Below are 20,667 nucleotides of genomic sequence, written 5' to 3'. Positions count from 1 at the left end.
TGTTATTCATTCCACCGATATACTCAGTGGAATGAATAACACTATTTAGCCTTGTCTTGCAAACTCACCTGCTTTTTTCACCAACTCTTCGCTAGGTGTTACGCCCGTATATAACACAAATTGTTCAAGAGCTTGAATCACCGCGACGTCGGCACCTGAAATAATGGTTTTGTTTAGCTTTTGGGCATATTTTATCATTGGTGTTTCAACGGGTAATGCAACCACATCAAACACAATATCGGCATTTTCTATCATGATAGAGGGGAATGCAAGCTCTTCAGATTCAACACCTCCAAGCATACCAATTGGAGTCACATTAATAATCAGTTTGGCTTGTTTTGGCAATATGTCTTGTTCATTTTTGACCCATTTATAACCGTAGCGTTTGGCCAACGCTTCGCCTTTTGCTTGGTTACGCGCTGCAATAATGCCATTTTTAAATCCTGCATCATAAAAAGCACCAATCACCGCATTAGCCATACCGCCGCTGCCTTTTAACACAAATGGTGTAGTATTATCGATTTTATTTTCGGTAATGAGCTTGGCAACCGCAATATAATCGGTGTTATATGCTTTTAAATGATGGTTTGTGTTAACAATCGTATTGACCGATTGAATAGATTTTACCGAGTCATCTAATTCATCAATAAATTCTATGCAAGCTTCTTTATAAGGCATTGAAATGGCGCAACCTCGAATTGCTAAGGCTTTAATGCCATAAATTGCATCTTTTAAATTATTGGTAGTAAAGGCTTTATATAAGTAATTAAGATCGAGTTTTTCATACAAATAATTATGAAAGCGAGTACCGAAATTGCTTGGTCTGGCTGAAAGGGACATGCAAACAGTCGTGTCTTTATTGATAATTCTTGCCATTACAATAAATCCTTGTAATCATAGTTTGGTGATTTTATTTTACCACTTTCTTCATTAATGTGTATGTCTTATGGTTGCAAACAATACTGGTCCTAAAATACAGCAAGAAAAAGCAACAGTGAGTGCAATGATTTATTTATATTGCAACCAAAATCATCACACCTCACGTTACCAGTTATGTAATGAATGCAATGATCTATTGCAATATGCTATGCAACGTTTAACAATGTGTCGTTTTGGTGAAGCCAAAACAACCTGTGAGCGTTGCCCAAAACATTGTTATCGTAAGGATTATAAACAAAAAATAAAACAAGTTATGCGCTATGCCGGCCCAAGGATGATCATCTATCATCCAGTAATGGCTTTTAGGCATCTTTATAAGAATTTGTTGAGTAAATAATAGGCTACTGACTTCAGTGATATTACCCGCTAATTATAAAAAGAGTAACGGGTAATGGATGGAATAGGTTTGATTGTTATCTTAAATTATATCTTTGAGGTGTTAAAATTTCATACTTGCGCTAAGTAGTGCATGGAATTTTGCTGCAGGTATGGTTTCGTAAGCGGTTGTATAGTTTTTATTTAATATATTATTTATATCTAAACCAATCCGGTATTGGCGATTGGTGCCAAATGAAGTGGTGGTTGATAAATTTAGGGTTGACCAACCACTATAACGGTAAACCGATGAATCACTGCGGCGAGTTGCTTTTGTTGAAAATCGCATAAATAGATCAGAATCAATATCAAACCAATCTAAATAAGCTGTATGTTTGATACCCGCATTCCCCATAAAACGCGGATTGCCTGAATCATAAGTGGTGTACCGTTCAGTTTTTATCTGACGTCGCAAATAATTGCCTTTAACATAAGGGATAAAAGCTAGATCAAGATATTCTATGCTAAATTCTAAGCCATGAGTGTTGGCTTTGTTAGCATTATTATAATAATTAAAATTAGCTCCTGATGCACCATCACAAATAGCCGAACCATTACAACTCATTTCAGTAATATAATTTTTAGCGGCAGAATAATAAATGGCGCTATCAACTAACCAAGTATTGTTATTGTAGCGCAATCCTATTTCATAGTTATTTGATTTTTCAGGTTTTAAATTTGAATTACCATAAAGTGTTTGGGTTGATGCCGAGGTAACTGCATAAAGATGTGAAAGTGTTGGGTAAACATAGCCCTGTGCAAACGAGGCTCTTAATTGTGTATTTTCAATGCCAGAATAGGTTAATCCAGACGACACAACAAAATTGTTATCGCGATCTTTCTTTTTTCCATCAATAGTATAAGTTGTAGATGGGCGACCTATAACGGGTATTTTATTTAGGGACGTTGTTCCATTTTTGAGTTTTGATTCAACCCAATATTGACGAGCGCCTATGTTCCAAGATATATCATCAGTTATTGCCCAATCGTTCTGTCCAAATAAAGAAACACTAGTTTGTTGCCATTTATTCGCTAAATATTTATGCTGAGTATAGCTTGCTCTTGGTGATGGCATTTTGGATACCAACGAGTTATGTGAATTTTGATCAACATTATCTTGTTGATATTGTGCTCCGGTAATTAGTTTCATGTTTTTATGTGGTATAAAATCGGATTGAAATGTCATGCCATAAGTCTTTTGTTCATCGTTTGTGGCTGTATTGGTGTTAACTTTGATCATAGGTCTTGGTGACACAACAACATGATTTCTAAATTCACGATTCATTTTTTGTGCATAGGCATCATAATGTAGCTTTTTAAGGACATTACTATCAATATTATAGTCATAAAATAGACCAATTTTTTCACGTTGCAATTTGGGTAATTTGACCCAAAATTCTTTAATTGAAGGAGCGTTATTATCTTTATCAAAATAAGTTTTAGTATCAAGTCTATAATGATCGAGTGCAAGTCCAAATTTATGCTTATCTAAATTAACTCCAAACCATGAACTTAAACTATCATTACCGAAATCAGTATTGTGAAGTTTGCCTTGATAAGCTTTACGATCGTTATTTTGGGCATGAGTGCCACTGATTCGATAATCAAAAATCTGATCCATTGTGCCATTAACCGTGCCCATTTCGGTAAAGCCATTAGTTGATTGGTTATAAACAACTTTAACATCACCATTAAGGAGAGCTCCGTTTTTGCTACCTTTTCGGGTAATAAAATTAACCACACCACCGATGGCTTGTGAACCATAAAGGACAGAATGAGGACCTTTAATGACTTCTATCCGCTCAACTGATTCCATATCAATTAATACACCTGCTCCAGAACCGTGTCCTGAGCGGTGATAGGTCACCTCTTGCCCATCAATTAACATTAAAATGCGCGATGGTGCTTCGCCACGAATCATAATTTGCTTACGACCCGCTAGCGAATTGTCGGTAATTTCAACGCCGGGAATATCGCGTAATACCTCGGCAACAGAATCACCATTTTGCTTTTCAATATCATCACGGTTAATCGCATTAACCGATACAGCGCTGTCCCATATGCTTTTTTCATTACGATCAGCTGTCACGATAATGGTGTCATGAGAAGATGTCCGGTTTTCTTCGGCAAAAGTATCAGCACTAAAACAAAGGGTTAACATTGCAATATATGACGTCGGTCTATAAAGCTTGATTACGTTTAATTTCATTGTTTATCATTTCCTATATCAGTAAAAATTTGATATTTTTAGTTATAATGCAAATGATAACTATTATCATTAACGATGTAAATAAAAAGATACCCATTTATAAATAATGTTAAGTCACTAATAGATATATATAAAAATAAAAATTTGTTATTATTAGAAACAAAATTTAAAATAATCACTTAATCAAAATCTAGGTAATAAGATGTCTATCGCCGTTATTGAAGTCAGTCGTCAATCCGTTATTCATAATGTTGAATATCTAAAAAAAATAGCACCCAATAGTCAGCTAGTTGCGGTTATTAAAGCCAATGCTTATTCCCATGGTATTGAGGAAATTGCGCAGCTATTAGCCGATAAGGTAGATTATTTTGGCGTTTCGCGGCTTGCCGAGGCAATACAATTGCGAAACACAGGTATTAATACGCCTATTGTGGCTTTGGAAGGATTTTTTCCGCATGATGATATGTGGGATTTGATTAATTTTAATGTTCAACCAGCTATTCATAGCAAATGGCAAATCGATGTGCTGCAATCATCACCGCTTGAAAAGCAAATTATTACATGGTTTAAAATCGATACTGGTATGCATAGGTTAGGTTTTTGTCTTGATGAAGCTAAAGAAGAGTTTTATCGTTTAGCTAACTGTTCTGTCGTTTGTAAACCGATTAATATTATGAGTCATTTTAGTTCGGCTGACGATCTCACTTCAAAGCAAACGTTAAAGCAAATTGAATGCTTTGATCAGTTTATTGCTTCAATTGACGATAAATCACTAATAGGTAAATGTTCGATTGCCGCATCGGGTGGCACTTTGGCTTGGCCAATGGCTCAGCGTGATGTTGTGCGTCCAGGCATTGCTTTGTATGGTGTTTCGCCCTTTGATGCACCAATTGCCGATTTAAAACCAGCGATGACATTTAAATCAGAATTAATCGCAGTACGAAAGCACAAACAAGGCGAATCGGTTGGCTATGGTCAGACTTGGTGTTGTGAACAAGATACTCAACTCGGCGTAGTTGCGATGGGCTATGGTGATGGCTATCCACGTAGTATTCCACAAAATACCCCTGTTTTGATTAATGGTCGTAAAGTGCCTATTGTTGGTCGAGTTTCAATGGATATGATTGTGGTTGATTTGGGCATCGACAGCCTTGAAAAACCTGGTGACGAAGTCATATTTTGGGGACCAGATCTCCCCGTTGAAGAAATCGCTAAGCACACCGGTATTAGTGCTTACGAATTAATAACGCGCTTAACTTCACGCGCAAAAATTCATTATATTAGATAAATAAGTTATGATTAAAAAGATATTTTTATACACTCTATTCACCCTGATCTTAATTGCGGGTGGTTCAATTAGCATTGGTTATTATTTTTTACAGCAGTTTTCTACAAAGCAAATGCAAGTCACTGCCGAAAATCAAATGTTTGTTTTGAAAAAAGGCACATCTATGCATCAGTTAGTTGAGCAAGTTAAAGAAAGTAAATTACTCGAAAGCGCATATTTGCTACCTTATTTATGCAAATTAAACCCATCGTTAAGATCCATTAAAGCAGGAACTTATCAATTGCATCCACATATGACAGTCGAAGAATTTTTGCAATTGTTGGTATCAGGCAAAGAGAGCAATTTTTCGATCCAATTTGTTGAAGGTAAACGCGCTAAAGATTGGTTAAATGTTATTCAAACCACCCCGTATATTCAACAAACCCTAGCAGGCAAAACAGAGGACGAAATTGCTAAATTATTAGGCATTGAAGGATCGATTGAAGGCTGGTTATCACCCGATACTTACCTTTATACCGCAGACACTTTAGATATTAATATCTTAAAGCGTGCACATATGACGATGAAAAGTAATCTACAAAAAATCTGGGATAACCGCGATAGCAATCTTCCTTACCAATCACCTTATGAGCTACTTATTATTGCATCGATCATTGAAAAAGAAACCGGCATCAGCTCTGAACGGGCAAATGTGGCTTCGGTATTTGTTAATCGCCTAAAAAGCAAAATGAAGTTACAAACTGACCCAACCATTATTTATGGTTTAGGTGATAACTATAAAGGTACCATTAGGCGGGTTGATTTAACCGATACCCAAAATCCTTATAATACCTATGTCATTGAGGGACTACCGCCAACACCCATTGCAATGCCAAGCCTTGCTTCATTAGAAGCAGCCGCGCACCCAGCTAAAACCAATTATCTGTTTTTTGTTGCGAATGGAACAGGTGGGCATACCTTTTCAACCACTTATAGCAACCATCAGCAAGCGGTTAATGTATATCGACAGTTATCGAATGGTGGAAATTAGATTTAAAAAATTCAATAAAATCAATATCTTTTCTGACCGATTTTTATTCGATTTTTTCGGTTTTAACCATTATTACACACTAATGTACCGTATATTAATGCGGTACATTTTATCTTGTTAATTTATGATAATTCATCAAGCTGTTTAATAAGATTGAGCAGGCGATTAACATCTTGTTCTTGCTCTTTTAACGCTTCTTCAAAATATGGGTGCAAAGCAAATTTTGGCAAGTTTACTTTAGCGTCAATCATGGCTTGTATTCGTGGAAGAAAAATCCATTGTAACCATTCGTGTGCTTGCATGGTGTCAAGCGCAAAGGGCTCTTGGCTTAAAAATGCATCAGGTTTTGGTGGTGTGATTTGCCATAAATCGATTTTTTGTAACTCTGCAATAATTTGCTCGATTTGATTGAGTAGCTTTTGTTCTTGTGATTTTTGCGCTAACAAACTTCGATAGTAGTGCCAATCAAAACAGGGACCAGGGTCTGTTTTACGATCTGGGGCAATATCGCTGTGGCCAGCTATGTTTTCGATCCCATAAGTTTGTTGTAATAATAGCGTCACGTTCGCTAATTGCTGATATTGTTGTTCAGTAAAACTGTCGCTATCGCATCCTTCTATTTCAATACCGATTGAAAAATCGTTACAATTCTCTTGCCCTGCAAATACGGATTTCCCTGCATGCCAAGCGCGTTTATCAAATGGCACAAATTGAATAATTTCGCCATCTCGCCGAATAAACAGATGGCTTGAGACTTCAAGTTGATAAATTGAAGTAAAGTAGGGATGCTTATTAGGATCGAGCTGACCTGTAAATAATTGTTCAACATAAGGCCCTCCATATTGATTGGGCGGTAGGCTGATATTATGGATAACAAGTAATGATATCGGTTTATTGGCTGGTCGTTCATTATAAAAAGGTGAAACGACGTGTTTTATACCTTGCAACCAACCGTTAACAATTTTTAGGGACATATTGACTCCAACTTATCTAATAAACCGATGTATGGATTTGTTTGTTTTGCGATCTGCTTCGCGAAAAATTGAGCATACAACGTAATAACAAATTGCGTAATGGATTTTTCTTTCCAAACTTACTACTTCGCTATTATTCCATTTTTTTGTTTTGCTATAAAGGCTCTTCTATTAAATCATTGACTGAAAAATCGAGGTATTTATGTCTAATCAATCGGGATTTACGTTGTTTGAACTTATGATTGCCATTATTGTCATTGCCATCTTAACGGCTATTGGTGTACCTGCATATCAAGGATATGTAAAAAAAGCGGCGTTGACTGATATGCTGCAAACCATGACATCTTATAAAACGGCTGTCGAAATTTGTGCTGTAGAGCAAGGCAGTTTAACCAATTGTAGTAATGGTAATAATGGTGTACCGGCAAGCCGAACGTCTAACTATGTAACTTCAATAACGGTCAATAATGGCGTTATTACCTTGGTTGGAACTAGTGCCTTAGCGGGGTTAACCACCACACTGACACCAACCATTAATGCCACGCATGGTAATTTAGATTGGACTCGCGCTTGCACCACATCGCCAGTCGATGCCAGTTTAACTAGCGCTTGTGAAGAGATCTTTAAATTTTAATGTTCGTATTTGACGATTAATAAATAAGGAAGCGCCTTTATGCAAGAAGAACAACTAATTGAAAGTATCGACAAATTGTTGCTTGAAGCATTAGAAAAGCGCGCTTCGGATATTCATTTTGAGCCTTACCAACATAGCTATCGTATTCGCATGCGCATTGATGGTGTTTTACATGATATGTTATCACCACAGCTTTCATTGGCTAAACAGATAACAGCAAGGCTAAAAATCATGTCTAAGTTAAATATCGCTGAGCATCGATTGCCCCAAGATGGTCAACTTGTGATTGACCGTTACACAATGCGTATAGCCTCTTTACCGGTTATGCATGGTGAAAAGATTGTCTTAAGAGTAATGGATAATCATGAATCTGAATTAACAATCAATGACTTGGGCTTAACTGATGCTGATCTATTAACGTTCAAACAAATTCTAGATTATCCCCAAGGATTGATTTTAGTTACTGGACCAACTGGTAGTGGTAAAACAGTCACATTATATAGTGGATTAAAATGGTTAAATAAAACCGAACGTAATATTTGCAGTGTTGAAGACCCTATTGAAATTCCTCTTGAGGGCATTAACCAAACTGCTATTAATCTTAAAGCTGGGTTAACATTTGCTATGGTCTTACGGGCCTTACTACGGCAAGATCCTGATGTAATGATGATTGGTGAAATTCGCGATCGTGAAACTGCCGAAATTGCTATTCAAGCTGCGCAAACAGGGCATTTAGTTCTCTCAACCTTGCATACTAATTCAAGTGTCGAGGCAATAACCCGCTTAAAACAGATGGGCATTGAAAATTATTTGTTGGCATCAAGTCTACAATTAGTTGTTGCCCAACGGCTAGTTAGGAAACTATGTCCACATTGCAAAGTGGTGGCAAGTGATTTGGTTAGGTTGGGAAATGAACTCGAGCCACATTATTTGGCCACAGGTTGTCCTAATTGTATTGGCGGTTATAAAGGACGAATTGGACTATACGAACTTTTAGTTATCACCCCCAATATTCAACAGCAGATATTAGCGAATCAAACTATTTTTCCTTCAAATATGACTTCGCTAAAAATGGCTGGGCAAATATTAGTTAAACAGGGCATTACAACGCTAGCTGAATTAAATCGCGTATTGGGTGATACGGTATGAAACGGCTCTATTATTGGTATGATATAGATTTTAATCAACACAAAATCATCGCTAAATCACAACAAGCGGTTAAACGTCAGTTATTGTTACAAGGTAAAATCGCCATTAAGATCAAAGCAGGTAATATTATTACCGCACGCAGTTTTAATCGTGCTGATCTGCTGATCATTACCAAACAATTAGCGACTATGTTAAAGGCGGGGTTATCCATCATTGATACATTACAGTTGCTCGCCCAAGAACAAACCAAACCACACTGGCAATATCTGCTCCTTGATATTCAGCAACAAGTAGCTAAAGGCGAATTTTTATCGCAAGTATTACAGCAACATCACGAGGTGTTTTCTGCACTGTATTGCGAAATTATTGCAACCGGTGAACTCACAGGGCAGCTTGATAAAAGCTTTGAGCAGTTGGCGTTATTACTTGAAAAATCAATAAAATTACAAAAAAAACTCAAAAAGGCAATGCGTTATCCACTATTTTTATTATTAGTTGCGGTAATTGTAAGTTTAGTGATGTTGTTATTTGTTTTACCAAAATTTTCGGATATTTATCAAGATTTCGATGCCGAGTTGCCAGCTTTTACACAAGCGATTATCGATTTTTCCAACTATTTACAACAAAGTTGGTTAATTTGGTGCGTAGTCTTTTTCATCAGTTATTTATGTTATCAACGCTATTTAAAAGTGCGTTATCGCCATAAAATAGAGGCGATGGTAATTAAATTTCCCTTTATCGGTCAGGTGATTAAAACCAGTTGCTTAGCCCAAATTTTTCAAACCATTGCTATCACCCAAAAAGCAGGCATACCATTATTAGCCGGTTTAGCTGCAGCGGCTAATACCACTTATTATGGTCTTTATCGTGATAGTCTTTCTCAAATCATTACAGACATTGAACAAGGGTATTCATTTAGCCATGTATTACATCGGCAAGTACACTTTCCCCACTTATGCGCTCAACTCATTTTTGTGGGAGAAGAGTCAGGTACGTTAGATTTAATGCTTGATAAGCTAGCAACCTATTATCAAGAGCAAAATCAGACTTTAACTGATAATCTATCACAAGCGTTTGAGCCATTATTAATGCTTGTATTAGCCTTGATTATTGGTAGTTTAATTGTGGCGATGTATTTACCTATTTTTCAAATGGGCGAGGTGATTCACTAATGCTAATGTTTATGATCATCTGTTTGGGGCTTTGCATGGGTAGCTTTGTGCATGTCGCCTATTGTCGCTATTTGCCAACACTGACGCCTTGCCAATATTTATACCACATTAGTGTGTACCGATCTGCTTGCCCACATTGTCATCATCGACTCAATGCTTGGCAATTGGTACCAGTTGTTGCTTGGCTAATACTAAAAGGGCGCTGTCATTATTGCAAAGCCAAGATTTCATGTCGTTATCTTATTGTTGAATTATTTGTCGCAGCATTATTTGCGATTATCTATTTTGATAAAGGTATTAATTTTCAAAGTTGTATTTTAATGCTTCTTGGCTGCTATTTTTTGCTGTTGGCGTTCATTGATTTTAAATACTATTTATTACCTGATCTGTTTACGCAACCGTTGATGTGGATAGGTATTATGCTTGCCTATTTTAATATAACAAACATTGAGTTAGCCGATGCTTTACTGGGCATTTTTTTAGGATATCTGTTATTAAAGATACCCGCCACATTATTTTATTTAATCTCTAAAAAAGAGGGATTAGGGGGTGGGGATATCAAACTACTTGCTGCATTGGGAGCTTGGCTACCTTATACATTATTACCCCTATTATTGTTTTTTTCCTCGTTACTGGGGATTATGTACTATCTTTTTTTGCGATATGCACTCAATCAAAATATTACAAAGATTATTCCATTTGGTCCTTTTTTATTAATATCGGGTTATGTGCTTTACTATTATTGTTAAAAATTTTTAGGAACCATTTAATTTTAATAAATTATTTAATCAATAATGTGTTAAAAGTGCATAAAGTAATTATTCTGTTTAATATATTCAACATATAACCAAAATTGCTATCCATAGTAAAAATAGTTATTTTTATAAAAGTGAAAATCGCGTTATAGTGCTAGCTAAATCGGCGTGTTATGCTGTAAGTTAGTCACTAATTAAGGAATCATTCATGATATCAAATACTATTAACCAACTGAAAAGCGAAATGATCGCATGGCGCCATCATATTCATGCTCATCCTGAAACTGCTTTCGAAGAAGTCAACACCACCAAATTTATCATCGAAAAACTGCAATCATTTGGCATTACCGAGTTATATACTGATTTTGCACCAACGGGCGTTGTTGGCATTATTAAAGGTAATCAAGAAGGGCGATGGATTGCGCTTAGGGCTGATATTGATGCATTAGATATTATTGAAGAAAATACTATCGATTATTGCTCAACCACGCATGGCAAAATGCATGCATGTGGTCATGACGGGCATACTGCTATGTTGCTCGGCACGGCTAAGTATTTGAGTGAACACCGTGATTTTGCTGGTACCGTTGTAGTTATTTTTCAACCTGCCGAAGAAAACGAGGGCGGGGCACGCGTTATGGTTGAAAACGGTTTATTTGAACAATTCCCGATTGAAGCGGTGTATGGCATTCATAATCAACCTAATATGGAGTTAAATCACTTTTATATCAATCATGGTCCCATGATGGCATCGTATGATGTATTTGAAATCAAAATAACAGGTGTGGGTGCGCATGCTGCTGCTCCTCATCTTGGCAAAGATACCATCGTAACGGCTACACAAATCGTCAATGGTTTACAAAGTATTGTGAGTCGTAATGCTGATCCTTTAAGTTCGTTGGTTGTTAGCGTAACGCAAATCCATAGTGGTGATACCTGGAATGTGTTACCACAAGAAGCAGTGATTCGTGGCACGGTTCGGACATTTAGTGCCCAAGTGCAAGATATGGCTGAAAGTCGCATTAAGCAAATAGCAACAGGTATTGCAACAACTTTTGAAGCTAAGGCTGAAGTGGATTATCAACGCCGTTACCCAGCGACAATTAATTACGCCAAACAAGCCGATATTGCTATCACTGCGGCTAAAAAAATCGTTGGGAAAGATAACGTAATTATTGATCCTCTTCCTTCAATGGGCTCAGAAGATTTTGCTTTTATGTTGCAAAAAATACCAGGAGTATATGTTTGGCTAGGTGCTGGTAAAGGTGCTAACTTACATAACCCAGCCTTTAATTTCAATGATGAAGTGTTAACAACTGGTGTAAGCTATTTTATTGAAATTGTTAACCAAGAACTTGCGAACTAAGATAAAACGATAGGCACAAAGACAGCTGGAATAAACGTGATGTTATTCCAGCTTATTGATCAAAAAGAATTAAAACGTCATTCGGCTGTTATCATTTCCAAAAACTCTAAATGGTGTATTTAAATCAATACCATTATTAAGAACGACTTGAACACAAATGCCGTCTTTGTCATCAAGTTTGGCTACGGCTAATACCAGTCCACCTTCTCGCCAACCACCAGCAAGTTTATATTCAAGCGTATTGCCAATTTTAGGAAGAATATCACTGGTGCCTTTTATTACATACATTCCACGAGTGTTAGCACCACGAAACTGCGCTCTAGCGACCATTTCTTGACCACAATAGCAGCCTTTTTCAAAGCTAATTGCATCATAAGATTGTAAGTTACAGGCTTGCGGTAATAAAATTGCCATATTGCTATCATCAATAATAGGATAACCCGCTTGCAAATCAAGTTTTAACCAGTCACTACATGGATTTAAATCATCCGGAATTGGTTCTGGCGTGATCATAATAACGCGCATTTCCGGTAAAGGTACTTTGATATAGGTGATATTATTTTCAGTTAAACAGCTTATATCACTTAATTTTGTAGCGATTGCTGTGGGAATCGCATCACCGACCAAACCGATCATATTTAAATCTTGGACTGGTTCGATAGTCACTTTAGAAAAAACAGCGTATTTTGCCAGTTCAGCAATTTGCTTTTTAACAACGCTTTTACGCTCAATATAGTAAATATCGTTACCGCGTTGAAATAATAATAAAGTACTCCACATTCTGCCTTTATTGTCGCAATGAGCGGCATAGAGTGTTGATTGTTCCGAAAGTCGGTTAATGTCGTTGGTTATTTGTCCTTGCAGAAAAACACGGCTATCGTCGCCAGTAACTTTAACCAATTGCCAGTCAGCAAGTGAGATTGGTTTAGATGAAATATTGCTCATATTTATACCTTTGAATAATGAAGAATTCTAGTACTGCTATGACTAGAAATACTTAGATTCTGAGTGTATATAAAAAACAATAAAATAACAATAAAATCAATCAGCAATATTTAAATAAAATTGATAGATTATGGATATTATTCACAATATTTTAAAAATTAATATTGTGAGTGCTCAATTTTACTTGTAATAAACTTAGCTAATTGACTTTATTGATTTTACTTACAAGTTGATGCAAAATGATTCTAAAAATGACAAATCAGTTACATTGGAGGCAACAACCATGGCAAAACTGTCAGGCGCAGAGATGGTTATTCAATCTTTGATTGACCAAGGAGTAAAACAGATATTTGGTTATCCCGGTGGTAGTGTTCTTGATATATATGATGCCATTCACACATTAGGTGGCATTGAACATATTTTAGTTCGTCATGAACAAGCTGCGGTACATATGGCTGATGGTTATGCAAGAGCAACGGGTGATGTTGGTGTCGTCTTAGTTACATCGGGTCCTGGAGCTACAAATACCATTACTGGCATTGCAACGGCATACATGGACTCTGTACCACTAGTAATATTATCCGGGCAGGTTGCGAGTAATTTAATTGGTAACGATGCATTCCAAGAATGTGACATGGTTGGAATTTCACGCCCCATTGTGAAACACAGCTTTTTAATTAAAGATAGTAAAGACATCCCTGAAACGATTAAAAAAGCGTTTTATATCGCATCGACAGGTAGACCGGGGCCAGTGGTGATTGATTTGCCAAAAGATATGGTTAATCCTGCCAATAAGTATAACTATCATTATCCAAAATCTGTCACCATGCGCTCTTACAACCCAACGATACAAGGTCACAAAGGGCAAATTAAAAAAGCGTTAACGACTTTTTTAGCAGCTAAAAAACCCGTTTTATTTATTGGTGGTGGTGTGATTGCCGCCAATGCAAGTGATGCAATCAAAACGTTTGCTAAAAAACTAAATTTACCAGTTGCTTCAACATTAATGGGTATTAGCGCCTTTCCTGGTACAGACAAACATAACCTTGGCATGATTGGTATGCACGGTGTTTATGAAGCGAATATGGCTATGCATAATGCCGATGTCATTTTGGCTATAGGTGCACGGTTTGATGATAGAACAACAAATAATGTTGAAAAATATTGCCCAAAAGCAAAAATTATTCATGTTGATATTGACCCAACTTCAATATCAAAAACCATTATGGCAAGTATACCGGTTGTGGGCGATGCAAAAATGGTGGTTGAAACAATGTTATCTCAAATCGATGAGCTAAATGTAGATCGTGATTTGGATGCATTAGTTGATTGGTGGAAGCAGATCGAACATTGGCGAGCTCGTCACTGTTTGGCTTATCGTCATGATGGAGAAAGCATTAAACCACAAGAAGCAATTGAAGTATTATACAAATTGACCAAAGGTGATGCCTTTGTGGCAACCGATGTTGGGCAGCATCAAATGTTTGCGGCACTTTATTACCCATTTGACAAACCGCGTCACTTTATTACATCGGGTGGACTTGGCACCATGGGATTTGGCTTACCAGCAGCTTTAGGGGTTAAATTGGCATTCCCTAAAAAAACCGTTGTTTGCGTAACTGGTGATGGCAGTATTCAAATGAATATTCAAGAGCTATCAACCGCATTACAGTATGGCCTACCTGTACTGGTTTTAAATTTAAATAATCGTTTTTTAGGCATGGTTAAGCAGTGGCAAGATATGATTTATGCTGGACGGCATTCCAGTTCTTATATGGAATCTTTACCTGATTTTGCCAAAATTGCAGAAGCCTATGGCCACGTTGGAATGGTCATAACCAAGCGTGAAGAACTTGAACCAAAATTAAAACAAGCGTTAGCAATTAAAAACCGGTTGGTTTTTGTTGATGTCATGACCGATGCCACTGAACATGTGTATCCAATGCAAGTGCGAGGTGGGGCAATGAACGAAATGTGGCTTAGTAAAACGGAGAGAACCTAATGCGTTATATCTTATCAATTTTAACCGAAAACGAACCCGGCGCATTATCAAGAATAATTGGCTTATTTTCACAACGTGGTTTTAATATTGAAACAATTACTACCGCGCAAACTGAAGACCCAACTATGCATCGTATGACGATTCAAACAACGGGTGATGAGCATGTTCTTGAACAGATCCAAAAACAGTTGCATAAATTAGTTAATGTTTATCGCGTGCATGATTTAACCGAAGGACCACATGTAGAGCGTGAGATCATGCTAGTCAAAGTTGCCGCAAAAGGTTCTGATGCGCGTGACGAAGTAAAACGTTGTGCCGATATTTTTAGAGGATCGATTGTCGATGTGACTGCAACTCATTACATCGTACAATTATCGGGCACAAGTGAAAAGCTAGACTCATTCTTAGCTTCAATTCGCGAAACTTGTAATATTGTCGAAACTGTACGCTCTGGGATTATTGGTTTATCACGTAGTGAAAAAACAGTTAAATAGCGATATTCATTGTTAGCATCTTTAGTTAAGGCGCATTGTGCGCCTTAATGTTATTAAAAATATTAGAATAAAAAAATAATATAAGGAAAATAGTGAAATGGAGTTTTATTGGTTAATTAAGATTTTTTTAATAGGCCTTGCTATATTTTCTTGGATTAACTATAGCTCAAAAAGACATACAAATAATCGAAATTTAAAGGATGTCATTAAAGATCGCATATCAATAAGAAAATTAACAGAAAACGAATTTGAACTTTTAGAACCTTATCTGAATAATAAATGGTTAGTGTTTCCGTATAAATATCAATCATCATTAATTGATTTAGAAGTATCAAAGATAGAAGGAAATTGTGTCCGTTATAGTTTATATACGAATACTGAAGAAACATCTTTTTATTATGAGATTGATGGGATTGAACTCTTTTTCCCTTATAACATGTACCTCCATATTTCAGATTTTAACGTTGCAGAAGTCGTTTTTACCGAAAAATATGCATTTGTAGTTAAAATCAATGATTATGATCTAAAAACTGCCGCAGAATCTCAAGGCGGAATCATATGCTCAGAATTAGATGAACCTTGGATGTATGAGCAATCTTTTGATTCTAAAATGCCAGAAGATGAACAAACAAGTAATGGCACTGTTGCGAGCGTAAAACCGAACCCTGACAAAAAAATAGATTTTGTAAAATTGTTGGAACGTGAAGAAACACCATTAGAATCAAAAAATAGAAATAAAAAAGGTAACGGTCTATTATCAGCTATTTTTTTAACTTTGATGACTGTGTTTTCCCTTATCTATTGGCATTCCAATAATTCTACCATCCTTATTTTAGTTATTTTTAGTACGATACTTTCCATTGTCTTTTATTGGTATCAGCCTAGATCTAAATACGATTTAAACAACGTAATTTGCATTAAGGGCTTAATTAAAAATAAAAACGTTTCTAAAAAAGAAGTTACCATTGGTGAAGATTATATTTTAAACATTCCCCACCATTGGCTGCCTTTTCTTCCTGAAAAGTCGTCTTTGCCTGCAAACATGGACATATTAGTAAGTGATAGAAAGCTAATTCGTTATGAAAATACACTTTCAATTAACCAAGAAATCGAACAATTTGGAGCACCAAAATTTGCTAAGCATAATTTAACACTCTTAATTACTGGAACTATTTTATCTGCTGTTGTCTATTTTCAAACAAGTTTAGTTGATAATGCAATGTTAGCTTATCAATTTTTCAACGACAATATAACCACTAGAAATTTACAGGATGAATCAACCTTAAAAAATAGTCCAATTCAAAAAGGTGATTTAGTTAATATAAAAATGAGTGGTGCATCATGCGATGTAAATAAAAAGAAAAATGAAAATAGGTGTCATACATTATTCATCAATAATCAACCTATTGATATCGAAACGAATTACATAGTATCAATAGCTGAACCAATGAAAAATTTATTTGACGATAATTTTATAAATACTCGTGTTGATCAAGATGTTATTGCAGCTGAGCAACATCAAGACCTATTGATTGATTTATATAATTCAATCAATAGGATATCATCTCAACATCAACGATATATCAACGAATCACTTACAAAACTAATAGATGTTGGAAAAATCGTAATTACTGTGAATAAAGTTTGCAAAGTTTCTGAAATCGATTGCTTTAGCGTCAAGAAAGAGTTGACTGGCTTGTTTAATATACAGTTTTCAGATGATTTATCTGATTGGGAAAAAGTTGTTAATATATCTGAAGTTAATCCAAATCATGATGAAATTGTTTCCCTCAGAAATTTTTCTAAGCTTGATAGTTCAATCTCAAGATTGAAGGCAGATGTAATCACAAGATTAAAGAGTGTTGTTTCAGATTATCAGCATAATAAATCAAGTTTTAGGATTGATTTATCCGAAAATAGTTACTTAGAAATGGGCAAACTAGAACATATAAATAATGACAAATCAGGGCCTGTTTCATTATTAAATGTAGAATACTATTATGATGTGCTATTTGCAAAAGCGGGGAACATTGACATTGTTGGACGAGTTAGCGATATTTATTATCGAGATGATAATTCAATATCGGGTTTGAAGATTAAGGCAAACTCTCATTACAGTACGAATTTAGATGAACTATTTTCATTCGTATCCCCAATTTTTGTTAGTCTTGCTGTTTTTATGATTACGGCTTTAGTCTCGATTTTAAATAGCGTTGTAATTTGTTACAAATTGTTGGCTAATCATCGACGTAAGAATAAAATTTTAGCTATATATAAAAATCGAATAATATAATTATTATATAACATATTGTTATATAGAAAATTAAATGTAATCGCATTGGTTTTCTACATTGTTAAACATAAAGAAAATAGAAATACACTGAAATAAAAAGGAAAACGCCAAACAATGGATACTATTTTTACTTTAAAAATCATTTTACTCCTAATCATGTTATTTAGTGCCTTAATCGGATTTGCGAAGTGGAGTGATTTTAAATATGAACGTCGACAAAACAGAAGAAACCTAGAAGAGCGTATAAATAATCGCCAAACAACAAGAAGATTAACATCAGAAGAACTTGAGCTGATAACCCCTTATCTCACCAATAAAAAATTGGTTAAGCCTTATAAATTGCAATCTTCATTAGTGAATTCTGAAGTATCTATTATTGAGGGAGACTGCGTTCGCCATAGTCTTTATACCGATTCAAAAGAAACCGAATTTTATTACAAAATTGATGGTATCGAAGTCCTATTTCCTTATCATTTACAACTATTTGCTTTAGATTATAATGTTGTGGAAGTCGTTTTCACATCGCGCTATGCGATTGCCGTTAGTTTTAACGGCTATGGTTTAGACACGTTAGCTGATTTTAGTGATAATTCCAATGATGAAAATAACAAATATGGTTTATCATTTTTCTCTAACTTAAGTCGAACAATAAGAGAAGAAGAATACCAACTACTTGAACCTTATCTTAACGACCCGTCTATGGTAGGGCCTTATGAACATGGACCTTCACTAGTTAGTCCAACAGTTTCAGTTATTGTTGGTTCTTGTATTGCTATTAACCAATCTAATAAGCGTAATGATCCTATCTACACTTATCGAATTGGTGATACCGTTGTCTTTTTTCCTTATGACATGGAACAATACGTTGAAGACATCAACATCGTACAAGTCGTATTTACCGAACACTATGCAATAGTGATCAAACTCAATCAATGTGACCTAAAAACAGCACAACAAAATCAAAAGCAACCAAACCTAAAACCACATTTTGCGAAGCCTTGGGAAAGTCAAAAAGCAGAAGTCGAACTTGAACTTGAACAAAACCTAACTGATGCAAATGACAGCATAATTAAAATTGATAAAGATACTGAATTAAAAAGCAAGTTTACTTGTGAAATAGTCGAACAGCGTGAAGAAACACCTCTAGAATCGGCGAATCGAAGTAAAAAAAACAATGGCATATTTGCCGCCGTTTTTTTAGTGGTAGCAGCGATGTTATTTGCTAAGTACTGGTACTCTTTTGATAGTTTTTTACCTGTATTTATCGCGCTTAGTTTATCTGCTACTGCTTTCTTTTACTTTCGTAAAGCTGAATCTTATACATTAGATGTTAACCACATAAAAACGAAAATTCGACACAAAAATGAAATAAAAAACCAAATGATCGTTGGTGATGATCTAACTTTAAAATACCCCGCTTATTGGGCTCCATTTCTGCCTGATAAAACGAATGAAAATATCGACATGGATATCGTTGCAAATAGCAAAAAACTGCTTCGTTATGGCAATTCATTATCCATCAGTCGTGAAATAGAAGAATTTGGACCGCCAAAATTTATAATGCGCAATCTAATACTATTTGTTACAGCGCTTATTTTATCTATTAGCATCTTTAAATTAGTTAATATCACCGATAATTTGACACTGGCTAGTTATCCTTTTAATGACCATGTCAGTATTTGGAACATTAAAGATGCCGAATCTTTAAAAAACAGCCCAATCAAAAAGGGCGACTTGGTTAATATAAAACTCAATGGCGCATCATGTAATGCGCAAAGCAACATGTATTTAGAACATTGCGATAAAGTGTTTATTAACGAGCAAACCGCAAACAATGCCGAAGATGCCTCATTTGAGAACGATTTGTTATACGCGTTTTTTGGCGATAAATTAATTGAAACAGCACGAGATAATGACGTAACAGAGCTTGAAAAACAGCTAAACAACAGAAAAAACACAGACTACAACGAGGATTACCAATTTGGCGTAATATTAACCAAACTATTACATATTGATCGCATAATTCTAACCGTTGACGAAAGCTGCCAATTGTTAGATGAGGACAAATGTAGACGAGCCAAGCAGATTTTACTCCAAACCATTAAACCAACCGCCAGCACACTCGATCAATGGCCTCAACTTGTTGAATATAGCAAACAGCACCCAAACTACGAAAAGATTATCGTTGCCGGCATGCTTGAACACCTAGAACCACAAATCAATAACTTAAAAAGAAGTGTGTTATCTTACTACCTAGAAAAAGCAAACACAGCTCTAACTGATTATCAACACTCAGCACAAAGTGTCGGCTTAGCATTAGCAAATACACAAGAGATAAAAATCAGCTATCCCGATGACAAAGATATAAGCCTGACAGAAACATACTATAATGCGTTACTAGGAAAGGGCGGAAAAGTGAAGGTTTCAGGACTAGTGACGGGGGTTAATTATCAAAGTGATAACACAATTTTAGATCTAACTATTAATGATGATTTTTTATATAGATTCCATCAAGAACAGTTATTGTCATTTACCTCGCCTATATTTATCGGAATCTCTATTTTTATTATCACTGCTTTAATAGCGTTGCTTCATGGCATAACCATTTGCTATAAATTAATTGCGAATCGGCAGCGAAAAAATAAAATAATTAAATCATATGAAAATAAAATAACATAATGACTATTTATAACTGATTTATAGCAAAAATGTAGGCTTTATCGAAGAACGATAACTAAACCATTTGTATAGGAATGATTTAAGCAATGTTATTTGGTAAAGCCGTAAAACTTTGGGCTTTTATATTCTATTTATTGTTTTTAGTGCATAAGTAATTGGATTATAGAAAAAATTTACCTTTAAAAAGTGGTTAGGAAAGGTATTGATTTTATTGAAATTTTTTGTGTTTTTTTATTCAAAAAAACACGACCCAAACTATTCCTCCCAAAAATAGGCCAACAAAAGCTTAATCTTATACACTTAACAAAACCTTAAAATTTTTAACAAAAACTAGCACATTCCTAATTAACCGGTTATAATTCA

16 protein-coding genes and 1 pseudogene are annotated in these 20,667 nt (G+C 35.6%); 12 read left to right on the top strand and 5 right to left on the bottom strand.

What is annotated here, in order from left to right:
* Positions 1-45 precede the first annotated feature (45 nt).
* On the bottom strand, positions 46-876 hold the full coding sequence (locus GYX25_RS04285) for a shikimate 5-dehydrogenase (protein WP_167349344.1): 831 nt from the start codon (positions 874-876) through the stop codon (positions 46-48).
* Between the two features lie 70 nt (positions 877-946).
* Between GYX25_RS04285 and GYX25_RS04280 the strand changes: the two genes are divergently transcribed.
* The gene (locus GYX25_RS04280; protein ID WP_091350233.1) at positions 947-1,276 is read left to right on the top strand and encodes a nitrous oxide-stimulated promoter family protein; all 330 of its coding nucleotides are present in this window, start codon (positions 947-949) and stop codon (positions 1,274-1,276) included.
* Between the two features lie 102 nt (positions 1,277-1,378).
* Here GYX25_RS04280 and GYX25_RS04275 read toward each other — a convergent pair whose 3' ends face one another.
* Positions 1,379-3,523, bottom strand: a complete 2,145-nt coding sequence (locus tag GYX25_RS04275; protein WP_174786801.1) for a TonB-dependent receptor — start codon at positions 3,521-3,523, stop codon at positions 1,379-1,381.
* Between the two features lie 202 nt (positions 3,524-3,725).
* On the opposite strand from GYX25_RS04275, the gene alr reads away from it, so the two are divergent.
* Together alr and mltG are read left to right on the top strand one after the other, a co-directional pair.
* A complete protein-coding gene (alr, locus tag GYX25_RS04270; RefSeq protein WP_091350241.1) occupies positions 3,726-4,811 on the top strand; it encodes an alanine racemase in 1,086 nt (361 codons plus the stop codon).
* Between the two features lie 7 nt (positions 4,812-4,818).
* Positions 4,819-5,841, top strand: coding sequence for an endolytic transglycosylase MltG (mltG, locus tag GYX25_RS04265; protein ID WP_174786800.1), 1,023 nt, complete (start codon positions 4,819-4,821; stop codon positions 5,839-5,841).
* 122 nt (positions 5,842-5,963) lie between these two features.
* Here the strand turns inward: mltG and GYX25_RS11400 are convergent, their stop codons facing one another.
* Together GYX25_RS11400 and ampD are read right to left on the bottom strand one after the other, a co-directional pair.
* The gene (locus GYX25_RS11400; RefSeq protein WP_446718912.1) at positions 5,964-6,287 is read right to left on the bottom strand and encodes a YqcC family protein; all 324 of its coding nucleotides are present in this window, start codon (positions 6,285-6,287) and stop codon (positions 5,964-5,966) included.
* Positions 6,270-6,815: pseudogene (gene ampD / locus GYX25_RS11395) on the bottom strand (1,6-anhydro-N-acetylmuramyl-L-alanine amidase AmpD); the annotation flags it as partial. The pseudogene ampD and the gene GYX25_RS11400, both read right to left, overlap by 18 nt.
* Before the next feature lie 202 nt (positions 6,816-7,017).
* On the opposite strand from ampD, the gene ppdD reads away from it, so the two are divergent.
* From ppdD to GYX25_RS04235, 5 genes are all read left to right on the top strand, one after another.
* Positions 7,018-7,449: a prepilin peptidase-dependent pilin gene (gene ppdD / locus GYX25_RS04255; protein WP_091350251.1), complete on the top strand. Its 432-nt coding sequence runs from the start codon at positions 7,018-7,020 to the stop codon at positions 7,447-7,449.
* A 39-nt stretch (positions 7,450-7,488) separates the two neighbouring features.
* Positions 7,489-8,598, top strand: coding sequence for an ATPase, T2SS/T4P/T4SS family (locus GYX25_RS04250; RefSeq protein ID WP_091350254.1), 1,110 nt, complete (start codon positions 7,489-7,491; stop codon positions 8,596-8,598).
* The gene (hofC, locus tag GYX25_RS04245) at positions 8,595-9,770 is read left to right on the top strand and encodes a protein transport protein HofC (protein WP_174786798.1); all 1,176 of its coding nucleotides are present in this window, start codon (positions 8,595-8,597) and stop codon (positions 9,768-9,770) included. Before GYX25_RS04250 ends, hofC begins: the two co-directional genes overlap by 4 nt.
* On the top strand, positions 9,770-10,519 hold the full coding sequence (locus tag GYX25_RS04240; RefSeq protein WP_174786797.1) for a prepilin peptidase: 750 nt from the start codon (positions 9,770-9,772) through the stop codon (positions 10,517-10,519). The genes hofC and GYX25_RS04240 overlap by 1 nt, the downstream gene beginning before the upstream one ends.
* Positions 10,520-10,733: 214 nt before the next feature.
* Positions 10,734-11,891: a M20 aminoacylase family protein gene (locus GYX25_RS04235; RefSeq protein ID WP_091350262.1), complete on the top strand. Its 1,158-nt coding sequence runs from the start codon at positions 10,734-10,736 to the stop codon at positions 11,889-11,891.
* A gap of 69 nt (positions 11,892-11,960) precedes the next feature.
* On the opposite strand, the gene ygfZ is transcribed toward GYX25_RS04235, so the two are convergent.
* On the bottom strand, positions 11,961-12,836 hold the full coding sequence (gene ygfZ, locus GYX25_RS04230; protein WP_174786796.1) for a tRNA-modifying protein YgfZ: 876 nt from the start codon (positions 12,834-12,836) through the stop codon (positions 11,961-11,963).
* 283 nt (positions 12,837-13,119) lie between these two features.
* On the opposite strand from ygfZ, the gene ilvI reads away from it, so the two are divergent.
* The 4 genes from ilvI (at position 13,120) to GYX25_RS04210 (ending at position 20,304) form a co-directional block, all read left to right on the top strand.
* The gene (gene ilvI / locus GYX25_RS04225; protein WP_091350268.1) at positions 13,120-14,838 is read left to right on the top strand and encodes an acetolactate synthase 3 large subunit; all 1,719 of its coding nucleotides are present in this window, start codon (positions 13,120-13,122) and stop codon (positions 14,836-14,838) included.
* On the top strand, positions 14,838-15,332 hold the full coding sequence (ilvN, locus tag GYX25_RS04220) for an acetolactate synthase small subunit (protein WP_065586122.1): 495 nt from the start codon (positions 14,838-14,840) through the stop codon (positions 15,330-15,332). Before ilvI ends, ilvN begins: the two co-directional genes overlap by 1 nt.
* A 97-nt stretch (positions 15,333-15,429) precedes the next feature.
* Positions 15,430-17,625, top strand: coding sequence for an IgaA/UmoB family intracellular growth attenuator (locus tag GYX25_RS04215; protein WP_174786795.1), 2,196 nt, complete (start codon positions 15,430-15,432; stop codon positions 17,623-17,625).
* 114 nt (positions 17,626-17,739) lie between these two features.
* The gene (locus tag GYX25_RS04210; RefSeq protein ID WP_174786794.1) at positions 17,740-20,304 is read left to right on the top strand and encodes an IgaA/UmoB family intracellular growth attenuator; all 2,565 of its coding nucleotides are present in this window, start codon (positions 17,740-17,742) and stop codon (positions 20,302-20,304) included.
* Positions 20,305-20,667 lie beyond the last annotated feature (363 nt).

This window comes from Gilliamella sp. ESL0254 (assembly GCF_013344985.1).
In the GTDB taxonomy this organism is placed as follows: Bacteria; Pseudomonadota; Gammaproteobacteria; order Enterobacterales; family Orbaceae; genus Gilliamella; species Gilliamella bombicola.
Note: the sequence above shows the minus strand (reverse complement) of the source record. Positions and strands in the feature narration are given on the sequence as shown.